Origin of the sequence: Sandarakinorhabdus sp., assembly GCF_040398665.1 — a bacterium.
GTDB lineage: Bacteria > Pseudomonadota > Alphaproteobacteria > Sphingomonadales > Sphingomonadaceae > Sandarakinorhabdus.
Window position 1 is genome coordinate 132,851 of the sequence record NZ_JBBATQ010000001.1, and the last position, 20,059, is coordinate 152,909.

The 20,059-nt window shown below is 65.9% G+C and carries 19 protein-coding genes; 9 read left to right on the top strand and 10 right to left on the bottom strand.

Features of this window, described 5'->3' with window-relative positions; genetic code table 11:
- Positions 1–127 precede the first annotated feature (127 nt).
- On the top strand, positions 128–1,384 hold the full coding sequence (rho, locus tag ABWP22_RS00610) for a transcription termination factor Rho (RefSeq protein ID WP_353197988.1): 1,257 nt from the start codon (positions 128–130) through the stop codon (positions 1,382–1,384).
- A gap of 323 nt (positions 1,385–1,707) precedes the next feature.
- The gene (locus ABWP22_RS00615; protein ID WP_353197989.1) at positions 1,708–3,345 is read left to right on the top strand and encodes an amidohydrolase; all 1,638 of its coding nucleotides are present in this window, start codon (positions 1,708–1,710) and stop codon (positions 3,343–3,345) included.
- A gap of 7 nt (positions 3,346–3,352) precedes the next feature.
- Here the strand turns inward: ABWP22_RS00615 and ABWP22_RS00620 are convergent, their stop codons facing one another.
- Positions 3,353–4,006, bottom strand: coding sequence for a TlpA family protein disulfide reductase (locus ABWP22_RS00620; RefSeq protein WP_353197990.1), 654 nt, complete (start codon positions 4,004–4,006; stop codon positions 3,353–3,355).
- Between the two features lie 97 nt (positions 4,007–4,103).
- Between ABWP22_RS00620 and argH the strand changes: the two genes are divergently transcribed.
- The 6 genes from argH (at position 4,104) to ABWP22_RS00650 (ending at position 11,081) form a co-directional block, all read left to right on the top strand.
- Positions 4,104–5,525: an argininosuccinate lyase gene (argH, locus tag ABWP22_RS00625; protein WP_353198405.1), complete on the top strand. Its 1,422-nt coding sequence runs from the start codon at positions 4,104–4,106 to the stop codon at positions 5,523–5,525.
- On the top strand, positions 5,522–5,767 hold the full coding sequence (locus ABWP22_RS00630) for a hypothetical protein (RefSeq protein WP_353197991.1): 246 nt from the start codon (positions 5,522–5,524) through the stop codon (positions 5,765–5,767). Before argH ends, ABWP22_RS00630 begins: the two co-directional genes overlap by 4 nt.
- 9 nt (positions 5,768–5,776) lie before the next feature.
- A complete protein-coding gene (gene lysA / locus ABWP22_RS00635; protein ID WP_353197992.1) occupies positions 5,777–7,042 on the top strand; it encodes a diaminopimelate decarboxylase in 1,266 nt (421 codons plus the stop codon).
- 138 nt (positions 7,043–7,180) lie between these two features.
- Positions 7,181–8,455 carry an MFS transporter gene (locus ABWP22_RS00640; protein ID WP_353197993.1) on the top strand — a complete coding sequence of 425 codons (1,275 nt, stop codon included), beginning with the start codon at positions 7,181–7,183 and terminating at the stop codon, positions 8,453–8,455.
- The gene (locus ABWP22_RS00645) at positions 8,452–10,620 is read left to right on the top strand and encodes a penicillin acylase family protein (protein WP_353197994.1); all 2,169 of its coding nucleotides are present in this window, start codon (positions 8,452–8,454) and stop codon (positions 10,618–10,620) included. The genes ABWP22_RS00640 and ABWP22_RS00645 overlap by 4 nt, the downstream gene beginning before the upstream one ends.
- Positions 10,621–10,628: 8 nt before the next feature.
- The gene (locus ABWP22_RS00650; RefSeq protein ID WP_353197995.1) at positions 10,629–11,081 is read left to right on the top strand and encodes a tRNA (cytidine(34)-2'-O)-methyltransferase; all 453 of its coding nucleotides are present in this window, start codon (positions 10,629–10,631) and stop codon (positions 11,079–11,081) included.
- A 24-nt stretch (positions 11,082–11,105) separates the two neighbouring features.
- Here the strand turns inward: ABWP22_RS00650 and ABWP22_RS00655 are convergent, their stop codons facing one another.
- From ABWP22_RS00655 to ABWP22_RS00695, 9 genes are all read right to left on the bottom strand, one after another.
- Complete coding sequence (locus ABWP22_RS00655; RefSeq protein WP_353197996.1) at positions 11,106–12,596, bottom strand: M28 family peptidase; 1,491 nt, start codon at positions 12,594–12,596, stop codon at positions 11,106–11,108.
- A gap of 233 nt (positions 12,597–12,829) precedes the next feature.
- Positions 12,830–13,219: a HesB/IscA family protein gene (locus ABWP22_RS00660; protein WP_353197997.1), complete on the bottom strand. Its 390-nt coding sequence runs from the start codon at positions 13,217–13,219 to the stop codon at positions 12,830–12,832.
- A complete protein-coding gene (locus ABWP22_RS00665) occupies positions 13,219–13,686 on the bottom strand; it encodes an iron-sulfur cluster assembly protein (protein ID WP_353197998.1) in 468 nt (155 codons plus the stop codon). Before ABWP22_RS00665 ends, ABWP22_RS00660 begins: the two co-directional genes overlap by 1 nt.
- A complete protein-coding gene (locus ABWP22_RS00670) occupies positions 13,683–14,846 on the bottom strand; it encodes a cysteine desulfurase (protein ID WP_353198406.1) in 1,164 nt (387 codons plus the stop codon). Before ABWP22_RS00670 ends, ABWP22_RS00665 begins: the two co-directional genes overlap by 4 nt.
- A gap of 152 nt (positions 14,847–14,998) precedes the next feature.
- Positions 14,999–15,727, bottom strand: a complete 729-nt coding sequence (locus ABWP22_RS00675) for a SufD family Fe-S cluster assembly protein (RefSeq protein WP_353197999.1) — start codon at positions 15,725–15,727, stop codon at positions 14,999–15,001.
- Complete coding sequence (gene sufC / locus ABWP22_RS00680; protein ID WP_353198000.1) at positions 15,724–16,464, bottom strand: Fe-S cluster assembly ATPase SufC; 741 nt, start codon at positions 16,462–16,464, stop codon at positions 15,724–15,726. The genes ABWP22_RS00675 and sufC overlap by 4 nt, the downstream gene beginning before the upstream one ends.
- A 2-nt stretch (positions 16,465–16,466) precedes the next feature.
- Positions 16,467–16,850 (bottom strand): hypothetical protein, encoded by a 384-nt coding sequence (locus ABWP22_RS00685; protein ID WP_353198001.1) that lies wholly within the window; start codon positions 16,848–16,850, stop codon positions 16,467–16,469.
- Positions 16,847–18,382, bottom strand: coding sequence for a Fe-S cluster assembly protein SufB (sufB, locus tag ABWP22_RS00690; RefSeq protein WP_353198002.1), 1,536 nt, complete (start codon positions 18,380–18,382; stop codon positions 16,847–16,849). The genes ABWP22_RS00685 and sufB overlap by 4 nt, the downstream gene beginning before the upstream one ends.
- Before the next feature lie 20 nt (positions 18,383–18,402).
- Positions 18,403–18,858, bottom strand: a complete 456-nt coding sequence (locus ABWP22_RS00695) for an SUF system Fe-S cluster assembly regulator (RefSeq protein ID WP_353198003.1) — start codon at positions 18,856–18,858, stop codon at positions 18,403–18,405.
- 273 nt (positions 18,859–19,131) lie between these two features.
- Between ABWP22_RS00695 and ABWP22_RS00700 the strand changes: the two genes are divergently transcribed.
- Positions 19,132–20,040 carry a DMT family transporter gene (locus ABWP22_RS00700; RefSeq protein WP_353198004.1) on the top strand — a complete coding sequence of 303 codons (909 nt, stop codon included), beginning with the start codon at positions 19,132–19,134 and terminating at the stop codon, positions 20,038–20,040.
- The last annotated feature ends 19 nt before the right edge of the window (positions 20,041–20,059 follow it).

Genomic DNA, 20,059 nt, shown 5'->3' on the forward strand with positions numbered 1-20,059 from the left:
TTGACGATGCCGCAGCCGCGCTCTACGGCAATGGCAAGGCTCGCGCCCGTCCTGGTGTGCGACAACGGCCTTCCACCCTGATCACCACTGCCGGCCGCCAAGCGCCCGTGCCAAGGGAAGTGCACATATGCACCTGCAAGAACTCAAGAAGACTCCGCCGGCCGAACTGGTTGCCATGGCGGAAGAAATGGGCGTCGAAAACGCCTCCACCATGCGCAAGCAGGATATCATTTTCGGCATCCTGAAGGCCGCCGCCGAAGCCGGCACCGAAGTGATGGGCAGCGGCACCATCGAGGTGATGCCCGATGGCTTCGGCTTCCTGCGCTCGGCACAATCCAATTATCTCGCCGGGCCGGATGATATCTATGTCAATCCGCAGATCCTGCGCCGTTTCGGCCTGCGCACCGGCGACACGGTGGAAGGCGAGATCAAGGGGCCCCAGAACGGCGAGCGCTATTTCGCGCTGACTCGCGTGACCAACATCAATTTCGATGATCCCGAAGCCGTGCGCCACCGGGTGAATTTCGACAATCTGACCCCGCTGTATCCCAATGAAAAGCTCAATCTCGACATCTCCGACCCCACGGTGAAGGACAAGACCGGCCGGGTCATCGATATCGTCTCGCCGCTGGGCAAGGGGCAGCGCTGCCTGATCGTCGCGCCGCCGCGCGTCGGCAAGACGATGATGATGCAGAATATCGCCCGCAGCATCTCGGCGAACCATCCCGAAGTGTTCCTGATCGTGCTGCTGATCGACGAGCGCCCGGAAGAAGTCACCGACATGCAACGCACGGTGAAGGGCGAGGTGATCTCCTCCACCTTCGACGAACCGGCCACCCGCCACGTGCAGATAGCCGAAATGGTGATCGAAAAGGCCAAGCGCCTGGTCGAGCACAAGCAAGACGTGGTGATCCTGCTGGACAATATCACCCGCCTGGGCCGCGCCTACAACACGGTGGTGCCAAGCTCCGGCAAGGTGCTGACCGGCGGTGTCGATGCCAACGCCCTGCAGCGCCCGAAGCGCTTCTTCGGCGCGGCGCGCAACATCGAGGAAGGTGGCAGCCTCACCATCATCTCCACCGCGCTGATCGACACCGGCAGCCGCATGGATGAAGTGATTTTCGAAGAGTTCAAGGGCACCGGCAACAGCGAAATCGTCCTCGACCGCAAGATCGCCGACAAACGCGTGTTCCCGGCCATCGACATCGGCAAGAGCGGCACCCGCAAGGAAGAATTGCTGGTGGACAAGGCGACGCTGGCCAAGATGTGGGTGCTGCGCCGGATTCTGATGCAGATGGGCTCGACGGATGCGATCGAATTCCTGCTCGATAAGATGAAGGATTCGGTGAACAACAAGGACTTTTTTGACGCGATGAACCATTGAGCCGGCTGCGCGCGTGCCGCGCGCAGACCCGGCGAAATGCGGACGGCGAGCGAAAAGGGCGGCCCCAACAGGCCGCCCTTTTTGACTCGTCCGACGGCGTGGCTCAGCCACGCTCTTCCTTCCTTTCCTTCAACCCACCCAGCGGACTCGGCGGCTTAGCCGCCGGCCGCGCATGCGGTCAGCCACTATCCCACCGTCACAAAAGCGTCTGACGGCGCTGCTACGCGTCCTCAAGAGTGGCTTGGAGGCGGGTGATGATCGGTTTGGTAATAGGCTTGGCGGCGATCCTGATGGCGGCACCAGCAGCAGCTCAACCTGCCCCTATGCCGGCCGATCTGATCATCACCAATGCCCGGATCAAGACCATGGATGCCAGGCAGCCGACAGCGCAGGCGGTGGCGGTGCGCGACGGCCGCATCCTTGCCGTTGGCACCACCGCCGAGATGGCCCAATGGCAGGGCGCGGCGACTCGGCGCTTCGATGCCGAGGGCCACACGCTACTGCCCGGCTTCATTGATACCCATATGCATCCGCGCCCAGCGATCGACGAGATGTCGCCCTATGGCACGCTGGATGTGTCAGCCGAGGGTGGGATTCACAACAAGGCAGAATTCTTTGCCCGGATCAAGGCAAAGGCCGCGCTGTTGCCGGCCGGCGCGCTGATCCTGGGCCGGGGCTATGGCGACGATATCCTGGGCGGCCATCCGACCATGACCGAGCTTGACGCGGCAGCACCGAACCATCCGGTGATCATCATGCATAGCAGCGGGCACCGCCTGGTGGCCAACAGCGCCGCCTTTGCCGAGGCCGGCGTGACCCGCACCACGCCAGACCCAGCCGGCGGCCAATTTGAACGCCATGCCAGCGGCGCCTTCACTGGCCGGGTGCTGGAAGCGGCGCAATCGCCGTTTGGCCGGGTGATGGGGCTTGGGCCTTCATCACGCTCCACGCCAGAGGCCGTGAAGACCGAGGGCTATCGCCAGGAATTCCGCAACTTCCTGTCTTACGGGCTGACCGGCATTGCCGATGCCGGGATCGGACCGGATAAGGCGGCGCTGTATCGCACGCTGCTGGGCGAAGGCCTGCCGGTGACGATCTATGCCATGCTGGCCGCCGACCAGATCGATTGGTTGATCGCCAATCGCGCCAAGCCGGAATGGGCAGTGCCGGGGCTGACCATGCGCACCATCAAGATTTTTGCCGGCAACTCGCTGAGTGGCCAGACGGCGCTGCTGTACGAACCTTATGCCACGGATCCGCATTATTTCGGGCTGGAGCCCAAGTTGCAGCCGGCCGGGCTGCTGGCATTGGTGCGCAAATCCCAGTCCGCTGGCCTGCAGGTGGCGGTACACGCCAATGGCGACCGCGAGATCGACCGGGTGCTGGCGGCGTTTGGTACGGTGGCGGCCGAGTTGCCGCGCCGCGACGCCCGGATGCGCATCGAACATGCCAGCATCACCAACCCCGGCATTATCGCCCGCGCCAAGGCGCTGGATGTGTGCCTGGCGCCGCACTCCTATATCCTCAACCACGGCGCCAAGCTGGAGGCGTTCGGCGCCCAGCGTTTTGACTGGATCGAACCCAACCGTCACGCGATCAACGCCGGCGTGTGCATCGGCGGCACATCCGACCACCCGGTGAGCCCGCCCAAGGTGCTGGAGCGCATCCAGAGCCTGGTCACCAGGCAGGCGGCGAGCAACGGCAAGATCTATGGGCCGGACCAGCGGCTGACCCCGGACGAGGCGCTGCATGCCTTCACCATGGGCAGCGCCTATCTGCAATTCGAAGAGGCTGAGCGCGGATCGATCACACCCGGCAAGCGGGCGGATTTCGTGATGCTGGCCGATGATCCGGCGCAGGTGGCACCAGACCGCATCGCCAGCATTGCCGTGTTGGCCACCATCGTCGGCGGTCGGACCGTGTATGAAAATGTGAAAGGCAAGCCGCGTTTCGCCTGGTGAGGCGACCTCAGCCGGTGATGGCCTTGCGCACCTCGGCCGACTCCCAATCCAGCGTCCCCGCCACGCGCCACACCTCGCGGCCCTGCTCGTCATAGAGGATCGTCACCGGCAGCCCGCGCGCCTTCACCGCCTCCGCAAAACTCCCCGGCTGATCCAGCCCACTGTCGATATTCTTGAACTTCTTGCCCCAGAATTTGTCGACTGCCTGCCAGCCTTCCATGTCCTGCGAAATCGGCAGCACCATCACCGGCACTTCACCGGCCAATTTGTCGAGCGCCGGCATTTCGGCGATGCACGGTGCGCACCAGGTGGCCCACAGATTGACCAGCATCTTCATGCCCTTGTGATCGGCCAGGCTCTGCTTGGCGCCGCCCTTCATTTCCCAAACAACTGCCGCCGGGCCGGGTTCGCCGGCGTGGCTGCGATCGATGGTGTTGATGGCGGCCTGCGCAGGGGCGGCGGGCTTGGCAGCCGCGGGCGCTTCAGCCTTGGGGGTTTCGGCCTTGTCGCAAGCCGCCAGCGTCAACATGGCGGCCATCAGCATCATCTTGCGCATCGTCGGTTCCTTCACATCACCAAGTTTCCGATAAACAGCGCAGTGGCAGGCGGCAAGCGGCTGTGGCACTGGCAGCGGCACCAGCATCAGGGGGGGAACTGCCATGACGATCTCGCGCCGCGACACACTGAAACTGGCCGCACTGGGCGGCGCCGTCGCCGCCGGTTGCGGCGCTGGCGGCAATGGCCTATCGGCGGCGACCATGAGCAATGGCAATGATCTGGCCCCGCCCGCAGGCGGTGACGGCGCGGCAAACAGCCTGTGGGGCGGCCGGTTCGGCGCCGGCCCGTCGGCGATCATGCAGGAAATCAACGCCTCCATCGGCGTGGACAAGCGCCTGTGGCGCCAGGATATCGCCGGCAGCCGCGCGCATGTCGCGATGCTGGGCAAGCAGGGCATCGTTTCCGCCGCCGATGTCGCCGCCATCGACAAGGGGCTTCAGCAGATCGCCGCCGAATATGAAGCCGGCAAGCTGGTCGAGAATCTGGCGCTGGAGGATATCCACCTCCATGTCGAAACCCGCCTGCGCGAGATCATCGGCCCCGCCGCGGGCCGGCTGCACACCGCGCGCAGCCGCAACGATCAGGTGGCGGTGGATTTCCGCCTGTGGGTGAAGGCCGCCTGCGCCGAAGCCGATGCCGCGCTGAAAAGCCTGATCGCCGCGCTGCTCGCCCGCGCCGACGAACATGCCGATACGATCATGCCCGGCTTCACCCATTTGCAGGTGGCGCAGCCGGTGACGCTGGGCCACCATCTGCTCGCCTATGTCGAAATGCTCGGCCGCGATCGCAGCCGCTTTGCTGATGCGGGTGTGCGCATGAACGAAAGCCCGCTGGGCGCCGCGGCGCTGGCCGGCACCAGCTTCCCGATTGATCGGCAGATGACGGCAAAGGCGCTGGGCTTCAGCGGCCCGACGCGCAACAGCCTAGATTCAGTGTCGGACCGGGATTTCGCGCTGGAATATCTGGCCGCGACCCACATGACCGGCCTGCACCTGTCGCGCCTGGCCGAGGAAATCATCATCTGGGCCAGCCAGCCCTATGGTTTCGTGACGCTGCCCGATGCCTGGTCCACCGGCAGCAGCATCATGCCGCAAAAGCGCAACCCGGATGCCGCCGAGCTGGTGCGCGCCAAATCGGGGGCGTTCCTCGCCGCCTTCACCCGCCTGAGCGTGGTGATGAAGGGCCTGCCATTGGCCTATTCCAAGGACATGCAGGACGACAAGGTGACGGTGTTTGCCGCCCACGACGATCTTGGCCTGTGCCTGGCCAGCATGACCGGCATGGTGCAGACGCTGACCTTCAACAAGGCGAAGATGCGCGCGGCGGCCAACAGCGGTTTCTCCACCGCCACCGATCTCGCCGATTGGCTGGTCCGCGTCGCCAATGTGCCGTTCCGCGAAGCGCACGAGATCACCGGCAAATGCGTGAAGGCGGCCGAAGCCAAGGGCAGCGATCTGAATGGCCTGACCGATGCCGAGCTGCGCGCCATCGATGCCCGCATCACGCCGGCCGTGCGCGACGTGCTGAGCGTCGAAGCCAGCGTCGCCAGCCGCACCAGTTTCGGCGGCACCGCGCCGGCGAATGTGCGCGCCGCGATTGCCGCCGCCCGAGGGCGTCTGTGAGGCGCAGCGCTGCCTTCGCTGCACTGTTGCTGCTTGCGGCCTGCGGCAAGCAGGGCGCGTTGGAGCCTCGTGCTGGCCGCGCCGCCCCGCAACGCGCCGCCACCCAGGTGCGCGCTGCCACCCCGCAGGAAATGCTGAAGATCGATCCGCAGGCGGTGCCGCAGCGGGTGGATGACAATCAGGGCGCCCTGCCCGAACGCGGCAATGATCCGTTCAACCTGCCGCCCCCCCGCGAAGATTGAAGACCGAAGATGGACCATTTCCAATTTCGTGAAGGCGTGATGCATGCCGAGGATGTCAGCCTTGAAGTGCTGGCTGCCGACGTCGGCACGCCCTTCTATTGCTACAGCAGCGCCACCATCGAACGCCATTTCACCGTGTTCCGCGATGCCGTGGCCGGCCTTGGTTCAGGTGATCCGCTGGTGGCGTTTGCGGTGAAATCCAACCCCAATCTGGCGGTGCTGGCGACGGTGGCGCGGCTGGGTGCCGGTGCCGATGTCGTGTCGAGCGGTGAACTGGCGCGCGCGCTGGCCGCCGGCATTCCGGCATCGCGCATCGTGTTTTCCGGCGTCGGCAAGACCCGCGCCGAACTGGCCGCCGGCATCGCGGCCGGCATCCTGCAGTTCAACGTCGAATCCGAAGCCGAAATCGACATGCTGGCGCAGGTGGCGGCCAATCAGAACGCGATCGTGGAAATCGCCATCCGCATCAACCCGGCGGTCGATCCCAAGACCAACGCCAAAATCTCCACCGGCGGTGCCGATGCCAAGTTCGGCATCCCGTGGGAGCGGCTGCCGGCGGCCTTTGCCCAGGCCGCCGCGCATCCCAATCTGCGCCCTGTCGGGCTGGCCGCGCATATCGGCAGCCAGTTGACCGATCTTGGCCCGGTGGAAGACACGATCCGCAAGCTGGGCGAGCTGGCGCGCGCGCTGGAGGCGGCCGGCCATGTCATCAAGCGCATCGATGTCGGCGGCGGGCTGGGTGTGCCCTACAATCGTGATCTGCCGCCGCCGCCCAGCCCCGGCGATTATGCCACAATGGTGGCACGCGCCACCGCCGGCTGGCCGTGGCGGCTGATGTTTGAACCGGGGCGCATGATCGTCGGCAATGCCGGTGTGCTGGTGTCCGAAGTGATCCTGACCAAGGAAGGCGCGTCGCGGCATTTCATCGTGGTCGATGCCGCGATGAACGATCTGCTGCGGCCGTCGCTGTACAATGCCTGGCACGACATTCTGGCGGTACGGCACAAGGCGACGCGCACCGTCGCCACCGTGGTCGGCCCGATCTGCGAGACCGGCGACACTTTCGCCACCGACCGCGAAATGGAGGATGTCGGGTCGGGTGATCTGGTCGCCTTCATGACCGCGGGGGCCTATGGCGCCACCATGGCCAGCACCTACAACTCGCGGCCACTGGTGCCCGAAGTGATGGTGAAGGGCGCGCAGTGGGCGATCGTCAGCCAACGCAACACGCCCGAAGCGATGCTGGCGCTGGATGCGAAAGCGCCGTGGCTGTGAGCGGGAGAGCCAGCCGCAAAAAGGCACAAGTCATGCTGAACCTGTTTCAACATCCATGGGACGCGTGCCCCGCAAAGCCGGCTTTATGGGGCACGCGTCCCATGGATCCTGAAACAAGTTCAGGATGACGCGTTTCTCATGGTGAACCAGCCCTCCTCCGCCCGCATCCTCACCGCCAGCCTGGTCGGCACCGCGGTCGAATTCTATGATTTCTACATCTACGCCACGGCCGCCGCGCTGGTGTTCGGGCCGCTGTTCTTCCCGTCCGACAACCCCGATCTGCAACTGCTGCTGTCCTTCGCCAGCTTTGCCGTGGCCTTCGTCGCCCGGCCGATCGGCGCGCTGGTGTTCGGCCATTATGGCGACCGGCTGGGCCGCAAATCGACGTTGGTCGCCTCGCTGGTGCTGATGGGGGGTTCGACCTTCGCCATCACCTTCCTGCCGGGCTATGCCGTCATCGGCGTGGCCGCGCCGGTGCTGTTGTGCCTGTTGCGCTTTGGCCAGGGCTTTGGTTTGGGCGGCGAGTGGGGCGGCGCGGCGCTGCTGGCGGTGGAAAATGCCCCGCCGGGTTGGCGCGGCCGTTATGGCATGTTCCCGCAATTGGGCGCGCCGGTCGGCTTCATCGCCGCCAATGGCCTGTTCCTCGCGCTGGGCCTGTGGCTGGATGACGGCAGTTTTCGCGAATGGGGCTGGCGGCTGCCGTTTGCCGGATCGATCCTGCTGGTCGGCATCGGGCTGTGGGTGCGGCTGAACATATTGGAAACCCCGGCCTTCGCCGCGATGACACGGCATGAAAAGCCGCCAAATGTGCCGCTGGCCGAGCTGATCCGCCACCACGGCCGCGCCACCTTGTGCGGCATCGCGGCGGCCGTCACCTGCTTTGCGATCTTCTACATCTGCACCGCCTTTGCGCTCGGCTATGGCACCACCGCGCTGGGCTACAGCCGCGGCGAATTCCTGCAACTGCAACTGGGCGCCATCCTGTTTCTGGCGGGCGGCATCTTGGTGGCCGGCTGGCTGTCCGATCGCACCAGCGCACGGGCGGTGCTGTTGTGGGGCAGCATCGCCAGCATCGGCGTCGGCGCCGCGATGGGGCCGCTGATGCAGGCCGGTGCGGTGGGCGTGTTCGCCTTCCTCGCGCTCGGGCTGTTCGTGATGGGCTTTGTCTACGGCCCGCTCGGCGCCTTCCTGCCCGGCCTGTTCCCGGCGCGGGTGCGCTACACCGGGGCCAGCGTCGCCTTCAACATGGGCGGCATCATCGGCGGCGGCCTCACGCCGGTCATCGGCCAGGCGCTGGCCAGCAGTTACGGCATCGGCGCGGTCGGCTGGTATCTGGCCGGCGCAGCCTTGGTGAGCGCGGGCGGCCTTGCGCTCTTGCCGAAGACGGATCGGCTGAGTAGCGTTGCGCCATGATCCTGCGCGCGCTCCTCCTCACCACATTCCTCGCTGCCCCGGCCCTGGCCTCGCCGGAAACCGACCGATGGGAGCAGCGCAAGGCCGCTGTCACCATCACCCGCGATGATTTCGGCATCCCGCACATCAAGGGCAAGACCGACGCCGATGCGGTGTTCGGCATGATCTATGCCCAGGCGGAGGATGACTTCAACCGGGTGGAGACGAATTTCATCAATGCGCAGGGCCGGCTGGCCGAAACAGAGGGCGAAGCCGCGATCTGGCGCGATCTGCGCATGAAATTGTTCATCGATCCCGCTGAACTGAAGGCGCAATATGCCGCCGCGCCCGGCTGGTTGAAGGCGGTGAGTGCGGCGTGGGCGGATGGATTGAACTATTATCTGGCCACCCACCCCGATGTGAAACCGCGGGTGATCACGCATTTCGAGCCGTGGATGGCGCTGAGCTTTTCCGAAGGCAGCATCGGCGGCGATATCGAGAGCATCAGCCTGCCGCAGTTGCAGGGCTTCTACACCGGGCAAAAGGTGGCGCAGACCGATATCGAGGCCGGGCGTCAACTGGAGGAGCCGGGCGGTTCCAACGGCATGGCACTGGGGCCGACGCGCAGCACATCGGGCGATGCGCTGCTGCTGATCAATCCGCACACCAGCTTCTATTTCCGATCCGAAGCCAAGGTGGAAAGCGGCCAGGGCCTTGATGTCTATGGCGCCAGCACCTGGGGGCAGTTTTTCGTCTATCAGGGCTTCAACCGCCATGTCGGCTGGATGCACACCACGTCGGGCGTGGACAATGTCGATGAATATGCGCTGACGGTGGAAAAGCGCGGCGGCAAATTTGCCTATATGTTCGGCAGCCAATGGCGGCCGCTGATCGAAAAGCGCATCGATGTGCCGTATCGCGCCGCCGATGGCAGCCGGGCGGTGCGCAGCTTCACCACCTGGCGGTCCCACCAGGGCCCGGTGGTGCGCGGCGAAAATGGCAAGTGGATTGCCGTGCAGTTGATGCACCGGCCGGTGAAGGCGCTGGAGCAGAGCTTCCTGCGCACCAAGACCAGTGATCTGGCGAGCTATCTGAAGGTGGCGGAGCGGCACGCAAACAGCTCGAACGCGACGCTGTTTGCCAGCGACAAGGGCGAGATCGCCTATCTCCATCCGCAGTTCGTGCCGGTGCGCGCGCCGAAGTTCGACTGGACGAAGCCGGTGGACGGCAGCGACCCGGCAACGGACTGGCAGGGCGAGCACAGCCTCGATCAGTTGCCGAGCGTGGCCAACCCGAAGAGCGGCTTTGTGTTCAATGTGAACAACTGGCCGTGGACGGCGGCGGGGCCGGACAGCAAGAAACAGGCTGATTTTGCGCCCTATATGGACAGTGCCGGAGAGAATCCGCGCGGACCCAATGCGCTGCGCCTGCTTTCGGGGGATCGCAAGTTTGACCTCTCCAGCCTGACGACGACCGCCTATGACACTTATCTCACCGGCTTTGCCGATACGCTGCCCGCTGTGGTGGCGGCGTGGGAAGCCCTGCCGGCCGGTGATGCCCTGAAGGCGCGGCTGGCGGCGCCGGTGGCGGCGCTGAAGGCCTGGGATTATCGCAGCGGCGAGGCGTCGGTGGCGACGTCGCTGGCCAATTTCTGGGGCGCGGAAATGGTGAAGGTGCATGGCCCGGCCGCGAAGGCGGCAGAGGTGGCGATCGTGCCCTATCTGGCCGGGAAGACCAGCGGGGCAGAGAAATTGGCAGGGTTGACCGCGGCGGTCGATCGGCTGGCGCGCGAATTCGGCGGCTGGGATGTGCCGTGGGGGCAGATCAACCGCTATCAGCGGCTGACCGCAAACATCGCGCAAAGCTATGATGATCGGCTGGCTTCGGTGCCGGTCGGTTTTTCCAGCGGCAATTGGGGCAGCCTGCCGAGCTTTGCCGCCCGGCCGCGCGAAGGCACGAAGCGCTGGTATGGCGATTCGGGCAATTCGTTCGTGGCGGTGGTGCGCTTCGGCAAGGATGGGCCAGAGGCGCGGGCGGTGCATGCCGGCGGCCTCCGCGGCGAGGTGACGTCGCCGCATTTCCTCGATCAGGCGGTGCGTTATGCGACGCATGATCTGCGCCCGGTCTATTTCACCGACGCGCAGTTGCAGGGCCACACGGAGCGGAGCTACCGTCCCGGGGAATAAGCCGGCTGATGCGCATCGCCCTGTTCGAACCGGAGATCGCCGGCAATGTCGGCGCCGTCCTGCGGCTGGGCGCCTGCCTCGGCACGCCGGTCGATCTGATCGAGCCGCTGGGCTTCGTGTGGGATGATGCCCGCGTCCGCCGCGTCGCGATGGATTATATCGATCATGTCAGCATCGCGCGGCACCGGGATTTCGCGGCGTTCCGCGCCAGCATCGGCACAAGCCGCCTGATCCTGTTCACCACCAAGGCCAGCCAATCGGCCTATGATTTCCAATACATGCCCGACGATATCCTGCTGTTCGGCAAGGAAAGCGCTGGCGTCCCCACCGACATCGCCGCCGCCTGCGACGCCCGCGTGCGCCTGCCGATGCGCAGCGGCGTGCGATCGATGAACCTCGCCCTGTCGGCGGCACTGGCCACCGGCGAAGCGCTGCGCCAGACGGGCGGCCTGCCGGGTTGAACGAGTGACGTCAGAACGCGCCGATCACTGGCCCGCCTTCATCACCGGCCGCGCCGCCGCATTCGCGGCCGTTTCCACCAGCGTGTAATAGAAAAGGTTGAAATCCTGTGCGGCTTGCAAGTCCATCGGCGTGCTGATGTCGTCCTGCGGGCGGTGGTAACGGCGGTTGTACCAGTCGCGGTAGATGCGTTCTTCTTCAGTCCGCGGGTTGTAGGCGAAGATGAAGTTCACCGCCGGGATGCCGGCTTCCATGAACGGCCATGAATCGACGCGGCGGATCAGATTGCGTTCGGGTTCGCGATCGGGGCGGATTTCGATCTTCAGGCCTTCCGCCACCGATTTGGCGGTATCGGCCAGCGTGTTCTGGCCCAGACCGTGCAGGGTCAGCGCCTTCAGCGGGAACAGCGGGCGCAATTGATCGAGGTTGATCACGCCGGCGATCTGCGCCTTCGGCACGGTTGGCTGCTTCAGCCACCAGCGCGCGCCGAGCAGGCCCTTTTCCTCCGCCGTCCACGCCGCGAACAGCAGCGGCCGGGCAAAACCCTTGCCCTTGCGCCGCGTCGCCAACTGGCTGAGCAGCGCGACATAGCCGGCATCATCCAGCGTGCCGTTGTACAGCCCATCGCCATTGACCGGCTCGCCAAAGCCATAGCCATCGATGTGCGCGCCAAGCAGCAGAAATTCGCTCGCCCTGGCCGGATCGGTGCCCGGCAGCAGGCCGATCAATTGCTGGCTGGTGAAGCTGCGCTGCGCCGTCGTCAGCCTGGCTTCAAAGCGACCGGGGATATCGAAGCTTTCCAGATCGCGGTGCAGGCCGGCATCGGTGAGGATGGCGGCGGCCAGCCGCTGCGACCCGGCGATCAGCAGGCTGAGCGCCGCACCATTCACCCGGAACTGCGGCAGGCCGGTTGGCAGCGCCGTGCCCTCATGCGCCACGCTGCGCGCATAGGCATCCGGCCAGCGTGGCGGTTCGATGGTGAAGGCCCCATCATCAATGGTCAGCAGCGCGATGGCACCCGCCGCTGTCACCGCTGCCAGCCGCTCCGCCGCTGCGGCGCGGCCAGAGCGGCGGGTGCCGTAGCAGACGGCGATCTTGCCGCTCAGTTCGGGGCCGGCTTCGGCCTTGCTGCAATAGCCGGCAAATCGCATCGCGCCGGACAAGGTGGCCGGCAGATCGGTGGCCGGGCGCGGCGTGACATCGTGCAGGAATTTCAACGACGCGGCGCTGCCATCCAGGGCGACGACGCGCATATCGGCGCTGGTGACCCGCACTTCGTGCAGCGGCACCGTCTGGCGGAAGCTGCCATTCTCGCCAGCGGGTTGCAGCCGGGCGGCCTTGAACCAGGTTTCGACCAGATCGATGCCGCGCGCATGGCCGGGGCTGCCGGCATCGCGGCCCTCCATCGCATCACTGCTCAGTTCCGCGGTGCGGGCGAGCCAGGCGCGGGTATCGGCATCGGGCTTGGCGAGGGCCGGGGTTGCGAGCAGGGCGAGGAGCGGGAGAAGGGTGCGCATGCGGACAGCATGGCGCGGGCCGGCGTCTCAGGCAATGTGCTTGGCAGGAAAGTGTACGCTACTGTTGTGAAGCACCCAACTCCCTCCCCCTTGCGGGGAGGGCGACTCGCGCCCCTTGGCGCGAGCGGGGTGGGGGTTGCGCCCTTGGTGACAACAGGCGGGGTTCCCCCACCCCGCTCGGCTGGAGCTGAGTCGCCCTCCCCGCAAGGGGGAGGGAATCAGAGCAACGCATTCTAAACGGTGAAACTCTCGCCGCAGCCGCACGCCCCCTTGGCATTGGGGTTGTTGAACACGAAGCCGGCAGAGAAATCATCCTCGCGCCAGTCCATGGTGCTGCCGATCAGATACATCAGGCTGGCGCCATCGATGAACAAGGTGCCGCCCGGCGTGTCGATGCGCTCGTCGCCGGGCTTGGCGGCGGTGATATAGGCCAGATCATAGGCCAGGCCCGAACAGCCGCGGCGCGGGGTGGACAGGCGCACACCGATGGCATCGGCCGGCGCGCCGGCCAGGATGGCGGCGATGCGATCCGATGCGCCGTCGGTGACGATCACCGGGGCGGGGCGTGGGCGGCGGATGGCAGCAGTGGTCGCGCTGACGCGCTCGGGCGTGGTGGTTTCCATCACAACATTCCCATTTCGAGCTTGGCTTCGTCAGTCATCTTGCCGGGATCCCAGGCCGGATCCCACACCAGGTTCACATCGCAGCTCTGGATGCCGGGCACGGCACAGACGCGGATTTCGACCTCGCCGGGCATCGATTCGGCAACCGGGCAGCTCGGCGTGGTCAATGTCATCGTCACCACGGCATGGCCGTTGTCGACCTCCACGCCATAGATCAGGCCGAGATCATAGATGTTCACCGGGATTTCGGGATCGTGGATCTGGCGCAGTGCAGCGACCACGTCTTCCACGATACCGCCAACCGGGGCTTCGGCCGGTTCGGGCTGCGGGTTCAGGAAGCCGTCGAGATAATCGGGCTGGCGCGGTGCGGCGGCCGCCTCCGCCTCGGCAACGGCCCGCAGCGGCGGCGCCTTGGGCACGGGGGCGGCTTCGGTGACTTCTTCCACGGCAAAGCGACGTTCGGTCATTTCGTGATCCCAAAGATGCGGGTGACGCGGGTGAGGCCGGCAACCAGCCGGTCGACATCTTCGGCACTGTTGTACAGGCCGAAACTGGCGCGGGCGGTGGCGGGCACGCCCAGAACGCCCATCAACGGTTGCGCACAATGATGGCCGGCGCGAATGGCGACGCCGGCGTCATCCAATATGGTGCCGATGTCGTGCGGATGCACCCCCGCCATGGTGAAGCTGAGGATGCCGGCGCTGTCTTCCGGGCCGAGCAGGTGGATGGAGTTGAGGCCCGACAAGGCCGCGCGCGCCTGTTTGACCAGTGCGGCTTCATGGGCGTGGATGCGCTCGATGCCGATGCCGGTCACATAATCGATGGCGGCGGCCAGGCCGATCACGCCTTCGATATGCGGGGTGCCGGCTTCGAAGCGGCCGGGCGGCGGCGCATAGCTGGTGGCTTCGAAGGTCACGGTTTCGATCATCGCGCCGCCGCCTTGCCACGGCGGCATCGAATCCAGAATCTCGGCGCGCGCCCACAACACGCCGATGCCCGTCGGGCCATAAAGCTTGTGGCCGGACATCACGTAAAAATCGCAATCCAGCGCCGCCACATCAAGCGCCAGCCGCGGCGCGGCCTGGCAGCCATCGACCAGCAGCAAGGCCCCCGCGGCATGGGCGGCATCGGCAAGGCGGCGCACATCGGCCACGCCGCCGAGCACATTCGACACATGCGCGATGGCGACCAGCCGCGTTTCCGGCCGGATCATGGCAATCAACGCAGCTTCGTCGATGCGGCCATCAGCGGTGAGCGGCGCCAAATCGATGATGATCCCGGTGCGATCCCGCAGCATCTGCCAGGGCACGATATTGCTGTGATGTTCCAGCGCGGAAATCAGGATGCGATCGCCGGCGTTCAGGCGCTGGCCCCAGCTTTGCGCGACCAGATTGATGCCTTCGGTGGCGCCGCGCACGAACACGATCTCGTCGGTGGCCGCGCCGATGAAGCGGGCGACGGTGGCGCGCGCCGCTTCAAAGCGCAGCGTCATGGTGGCGGAGCGTTCGTAAACACCGCGATGCACGGTGGCATAATCCGGGCCATAGCAGCGCGCGATGGCATCGATCACGACCTGCGGCTTCTGCGCGGTGGCGGCGGTATCGAGATAGGCCCAGTCACCCACCATGCCGGGGAAATCTGCTTTCAAATCGAGCAAGCTGCGCCCCGCCCGCTCGCGGGAGGGGCCGGGGGTGGGGCTTGCCAGCGCGAACCCACCCCCGCTCGCCTGCGGCGAGTCGACCCCTCCCGCGAGCGGGAGGGAAGACGTTTGGGCGACCGTCATGATGACGCCTCAAGAATAGCCGTGATTTCGGCATCCAGCGCCTCGGTGGTGGCCTCATCGAGGCCATCGAGCGCATCGGACAGGAAGGCCCGCGTCAGCAGCGCGCGGGCTTGCACCGGCGGCACGCCGCGACTGGTCAGGTAGAAGAGCGCGCCCGCATCAATCTCGCCGACCGTGGCGCCGTGGGCGCATTTCACATCGTCGGCGAAGATTTCCAGCTCCGGCTTGGCATTGGCGGTCGCGCCGCGATTGAGCAGCAGCGCCTTGAACGACTGGCTGGCGTCGGTCTTCTGCCCGGTGCGCGCCACGGCGACCTGGCCCAGATAGGAGGTGGTCGCGGTGCCGCCAGCCACGGCGCGCACGATCTGGCGGCTGGTGGCCGCGACGCCGATATGGCGGACGGTGGTCACCAGTTCGATCTTCTGTTCACCGCGGCCGATCAGGATGGCGCCCAGTTGGAAATCCGCGCCGTCGTGCAGCGTCACGTCGATCGCGATGCGGCCATAGCTGCGGCCAGCGTCGAGGATGGTCAGCCGGCAGGCCCCGCCGGCGCCGATGGTGATGGCCAGGTGACGAATGCCCTCGTCCGCCGCGCGGATGATGTCGCTGTGCGTCGCGCCGGCCGGCACGTCGATCGTTTCGACCGCAACCGGCCAGTGGCGGGCGACCGCAACGAGATCGCTGTAGCGCCAGGCCTCATCCTTGCGGGTCGGAAGGGCACTCATGCCGCGATCGCGGAATAGCCTTCCGCCTCCAGCTTGTGCGCCAGTTCCGGGCCGCCCGACTGCACGATGCGGCCATCCATCAGCACATGGATCTGATCGGGCACGACATAATCCAGCAGGCGCTGATAATGGGTGATCAGCAGCGCGGCGCGGTCCGGCCCGCGCAGGGCGTTGATGCCATCCGAAACCACCCGCAGCGCATCGATGTCGAGGCCCGAATCGGTTTCATCCAGCACCGCGAACCAGGGCTGCAGGATGTGCATCTGCACCATTTCGTTGCGCTTCTTCTCGCCGCCGGAAAAGCCCTGGTTCACGGCGCGTTTCATCATGTCGAACGGCAGGCCGAGTTGTTCGGCGGCGGCCTTGGCCAGCTTCATGAACTCGGCGCCCGAGGCTTCGGGTTCGCCGCGCAATGTGCGCTGCGCGTTCAAGGCCGTGCGCAGGAACAGCAGGTTGGACACGCCGGGGATTTCCACCGGATATTGCAGGCCCAGGAACATGCCGGCCGTCGCGCGTTCGTGCGGGGCCAGGCTGAGCAGATCCTGGCCACGGAACGTCACGCTGCCGCCGGTCACCTCATAGCCATCACGGCCGGCCAGCACATAGGACAGGGTGGATTTGCCGGCGCCATTCGGCCCCATGATGGCGTGCACGCTGCCGGCCTCGACCGTCAGGCTCAGGCCCTTCAGGATTTGCTTGCCGTCGATTTCGGCGCAGAGATTGTCGATGACGAGCATGTTCAACGGTCCATATTCTGACGCTTGACGATGGTGACCACCGCCTGTTCGCGCAAATCTTTCTCGATCACGCCGACACTGGCTTCGGCGACGATGTCGGCCTGGTCGGCACTGTGCTGCGGATGGCCGAAGCGGTCGAACGAAGCGACCTTCAACTTCAGCGCACCCCGCAGCGGCTTGCAGGCCTTCACCGCTGCGATGGCAATGCTGCCAGCCGGGTCATTCGACACGTCGGCAGCAGCCACATTCTTGTCGACGCAGGCGGTATATGCCCGCGTCATCCGGTCAAGCTCGGCGCGCAGGATCTGGCCCTTGGGATCGACACGCGGCGCCGCCGTATCGCAGGCGGCGAGCAGCAGCGGGATGCAGGCAAGCGCCAGCCTCATCCGACGCTGCCTTCCAGGCTGAGGCCCAGCAATTTCTGCGCCTCGACCGCGAATTCCATCGGCAGTTGCTGCAACACCTCGCGGCAGAAGCCGTTGACGATCAGGCCGACCGCCGCCTCGGTATCGAGCCCGCGCGACTGGGCATAGAAGAGCTGATCGTCGCTGATCTTCGACGTGGTCGCCTCATGCTCCAGCGTCGCCGACGGGTTGCGCACTTCGATATAGGGCACGGTGTGGGCGCCACAGTTGCTGCCCAGCAGCAGCGAATCGCACTGGGTGTGGTTGCGCGCGCCTTCGGCCGTGGCGGCGATGCGCACCAGGCCGCGATAAGTGCCATTGCTGCGCCCGGCGGTGATGCCCTTGGACACAATCGTGGAGCGCGAGCCCTTGCCAAGGTGGATCATCTTGGTGCCGGTATCGGCCTGCTGGCAATTGTTGGTGACCGCCACCGAATAGAATTCGCCGACGCTGTTTTCGCCCGACAGCACGCACGACGGATATTTCCAGGTGATGGCGCTGCCGGTTTCGACCTGCGTCCAGCTCACCTTGCTGTTCTTCCCCAGGCAGTTGGCGCGCTTGGTGACGAAATTATAGATGCCGCCCTTGCCCTCGGCATCGCCGGGATACCAGTTCTGCACCGTGCTGTACTTGATCTCGGCATCATCGAGCGCGACCAGTTCCACCACCGCAGCGTGCAACTGATTCTCATCGCGCATCGGCGCGGTGCAGCCTTCCAGATAGGAGACATAGCTGCCCTTGTCGGCGATGATCAAAGTGCGTTCGAACTGGCCGGTGTTGGCGGCGTTGATGCGGAAATAGGTGCTCAGCTCCATCGGGCAGCGCACGCCCAGCGGGATGTACACGAACGTGCCATCAGAAAAGACCGCACAGTTCAGGCAGGCAAAATAATTGTCCTGCACCGGCACCACACTGCCCAGCCACGTCTTCACCAGATCGGGAAATTCCTTCACCGCCTCGCTGATCGAACGGAAGATGACGCCGGCCTTTTCCAGTTCGGCGCGGAAGGTGGTGGCGACCGACACGCTGTCGAACACCGCATCGACCGCGATGCGGCGTGCGCCTTCGACGCCGGCCAGCATCTTCTGCTCCTCGATCGGAATGCCGAGCTTTTCATAGGCCCGGCGGATTTCGGGATCGAGTTCATCAAGCGACGCCAGGGTCGGCTTGGCCTTGGGCGCGGCGTAGTAGTACGCGTCCTGGTAATCGATCGGCGCGATGTTCAGCTTGGCCCAATCCGGGCTTTCCATCGTCTGCCAGCGCGCGAACGCCTTCAGCCGCCAATCGAGCAGCCATTCGGGCTCGCCCTTCTTGGCGGAGATATAGCGCACCGTGTCTTCATTCAGGCCCTTGGGCGCCATTTCCGATTCGACGTCCGAGGTGAAGCCCCATTTGTAAGACGCCAGATCCTCGACCGCCGCGCGAGCAGCAGCGTCTTGAACAGGGGCATCCTGCACCGGTGCGGGTGCATCGATGACAGCGGTGAGGCTGTCGGCAGTGGCATCTTCAGACATGATCAGAACACTCTTGATGGTCAGTCGGCCAACGCGGCCTGCGGTGCGACGGGCACCGGTGCCTCCGAAATGGGGGGCAGCACAAGTTGGGCCAGTGTCACCGCGGCAAGCGCGCCGCGCACCGCCCGGTTGATCGGCGGCCAATGGCCCCGGATGGCGCAATGGCCTTCCATGGCGCAATCATGCACATCATTGCCGGCGCAGCTGGTCAGGGCGATCGGGCCATCGACCGCTTCGACAATTTCCGCAACGCTGATGGCATCGGCTGTCCGCGCCAGCATGAAGCCGCCGGCCACGCCCCGCGACGCGCTCAACAGGCCGCCGCGCGCCAGCGTGCCCATCAGTTTCGCCACGGTCGGCGCCGGAATGCCGGTCAGCTCCGCAACCCGCGCTGCCGAAAACTTCATCTCCGGCTCACGCGCCGCCGCAGCCATCACGACGACGGCATAATCGGCAAGATTGGTGAGTCGGATCACGAGGTTCAGGCAGCCTCAAGCAAAGTGGACAAATCTGGTCGTCTTATGCGGCCCACGCCCGAAACTGTCAATGTTGCGCGACCCGGCACGCCCCTCACCCGCCGGCCAGAAAACCGCCCGGCTGGCGTGAGCCATTCGCCAGAATGGGCCTCTCGCGGCTCGCAGGATCGGTCATGCGCAATCGGCACTGCGATGCGGTCTTTTTCGGACAGCGGGATGCGCTGCCGCGCGCAAACCTTTGCGCGCGCCGGCAAAGCGCCTAAGCGAGCCCGCGTGATCCCGCCCGCCCCTTCTGTCGCACCGGCTCGCTGGGCATTCCCGGCAATGGTCACCGGATCGGCGTGCCTGGCGTTCGGGCCGCTGCTGGTGCGGCTGGCCGATGTCGGGCCGATGGCTTCGGCCTTCTGGCGGATGGCACTGGCGGCACCGCTGCTGCTGATCCTGGCGCGGGTGGTCGGCGGAAAAGGCAGCGTGGCCTTGCCGGGCCCGGGCAGCCTGTGGCTGGCCGGATTGGCCGGCTTCGCCTTCGCTGGCGATCTGGCGGTGTGGCACCTGGGCATCATGCGCACCACGCTCGCCAATTCGACCCTGCTGGCCAATGCCGCGACCTTCCTGTTGCCGCTCTATGGGCTGGTGGCACTGCGACAACGTCTGGGCCGGCCGCAAGCCCTGGCGCTGGGTGTGGCGGCGGCCGGCATGGCGCTGCTGCTCGGGCGCAGCGCCGAACTGTCGCCGCAGCATCTGGCCGGCGATCTTCTGTGCCTGGCCGCCGCCCTGTTCTACACCATCTATCTGGTGGCCATCGAAAAGGTGCGCGGCGTGGTGGCCGCCCTGCCGGCGCTGGCGCTGGCGACCTTTGCCGGCGCGGTCTGCCTCGCGCCATTGGCCATGTTCTTCGATTCGTCCCCGGCTGGAGGCGGCGCCAGCGCTTTCTGGCCACAGGATTGGACGCCGGTGCTGGGGCTGGCGATCGGCAGCCAGGTGATCGGCCAGGGCCTGATCGTCTATGCGGTGCGGCATCTGCCGCCGCTGGTGATCGGCCTGTCGCTGCTGGTGCAACCGGCGATCAGCGCCGGTGTCGGCGCCATCCGCTTTGGCGAAGTGCCGGGGCCATGGGAACTGGCCGGCGCGGCGCTGGTGGTGGTGGCGCTGGTGATCGCGCGGCTTCCCGACCGCGCTTGAGCTTGCCGGTGGCGGCGGC

Bases quoted from the DNA above. Each gene is read 5' to 3' on its own strand.
- rho (WP_353197988.1), top strand. From the start codon at position 128: ATGCACCTGCAAGAACTCAAGAAGACTCCGCCGGCCGAACTGGTTGCC.
- ABWP22_RS00615 (WP_353197989.1), top strand. From the start codon at position 1,708: ATGCCGGCCGATCTGATCATCACCAATGCCCGGATCAAGACCATGGAT.
- ABWP22_RS00620 (WP_353197990.1), bottom strand. From the start codon at position 4,006: ATGGCAGTTCCCCCCCTGATGCTGGTGCCGCTGCCAGTGCCACAGCCG.
- argH (WP_353198405.1), top strand. From the start codon at position 4,104: ATGAGCAATGGCAATGATCTGGCCCCGCCCGCAGGCGGTGACGGCGCG.
- lysA (WP_353197992.1), top strand. From the start codon at position 5,777: ATGGACCATTTCCAATTTCGTGAAGGCGTGATGCATGCCGAGGATGTC.
- ABWP22_RS00640 (WP_353197993.1), top strand. From the start codon at position 7,181: ATGGTGAACCAGCCCTCCTCCGCCCGCATCCTCACCGCCAGCCTGGTC.
- ABWP22_RS00645 (WP_353197994.1), top strand. From the start codon at position 8,452: ATGATCCTGCGCGCGCTCCTCCTCACCACATTCCTCGCTGCCCCGGCC.
- ABWP22_RS00650 (WP_353197995.1), top strand. From the start codon at position 10,629: ATGCGCATCGCCCTGTTCGAACCGGAGATCGCCGGCAATGTCGGCGCC.
- ABWP22_RS00655 (WP_353197996.1), bottom strand. From the start codon at position 12,596: ATGCGCACCCTTCTCCCGCTCCTCGCCCTGCTCGCAACCCCGGCCCTC.
- ABWP22_RS00660 (WP_353197997.1), bottom strand. From the start codon at position 13,219: ATGGAAACCACCACGCCCGAGCGCGTCAGCGCGACCACTGCTGCCATC.
- ABWP22_RS00665 (WP_353197998.1), bottom strand. From the start codon at position 13,686: ATGACCGAACGTCGCTTTGCCGTGGAAGAAGTCACCGAAGCCGCCCCC.
- ABWP22_RS00670 (WP_353198406.1), bottom strand. From the start codon at position 14,846: ATGGTGGGTGACTGGGCCTATCTCGATACCGCCGCCACCGCGCAGAAG.
- ABWP22_RS00675 (WP_353197999.1), bottom strand. From the start codon at position 15,727: ATGAGTGCCCTTCCGACCCGCAAGGATGAGGCCTGGCGCTACAGCGAT.
- sufC (WP_353198000.1), bottom strand. From the start codon at position 16,464: ATGCTCGTCATCGACAATCTCTGCGCCGAAATCGACGGCAAGCAAATC.
- ABWP22_RS00685 (WP_353198001.1), bottom strand. From the start codon at position 16,850: ATGAGGCTGGCGCTTGCCTGCATCCCGCTGCTGCTCGCCGCCTGCGAT.
- sufB (WP_353198002.1), bottom strand. From the start codon at position 18,382: ATGTCTGAAGATGCCACTGCCGACAGCCTCACCGCTGTCATCGATGCA.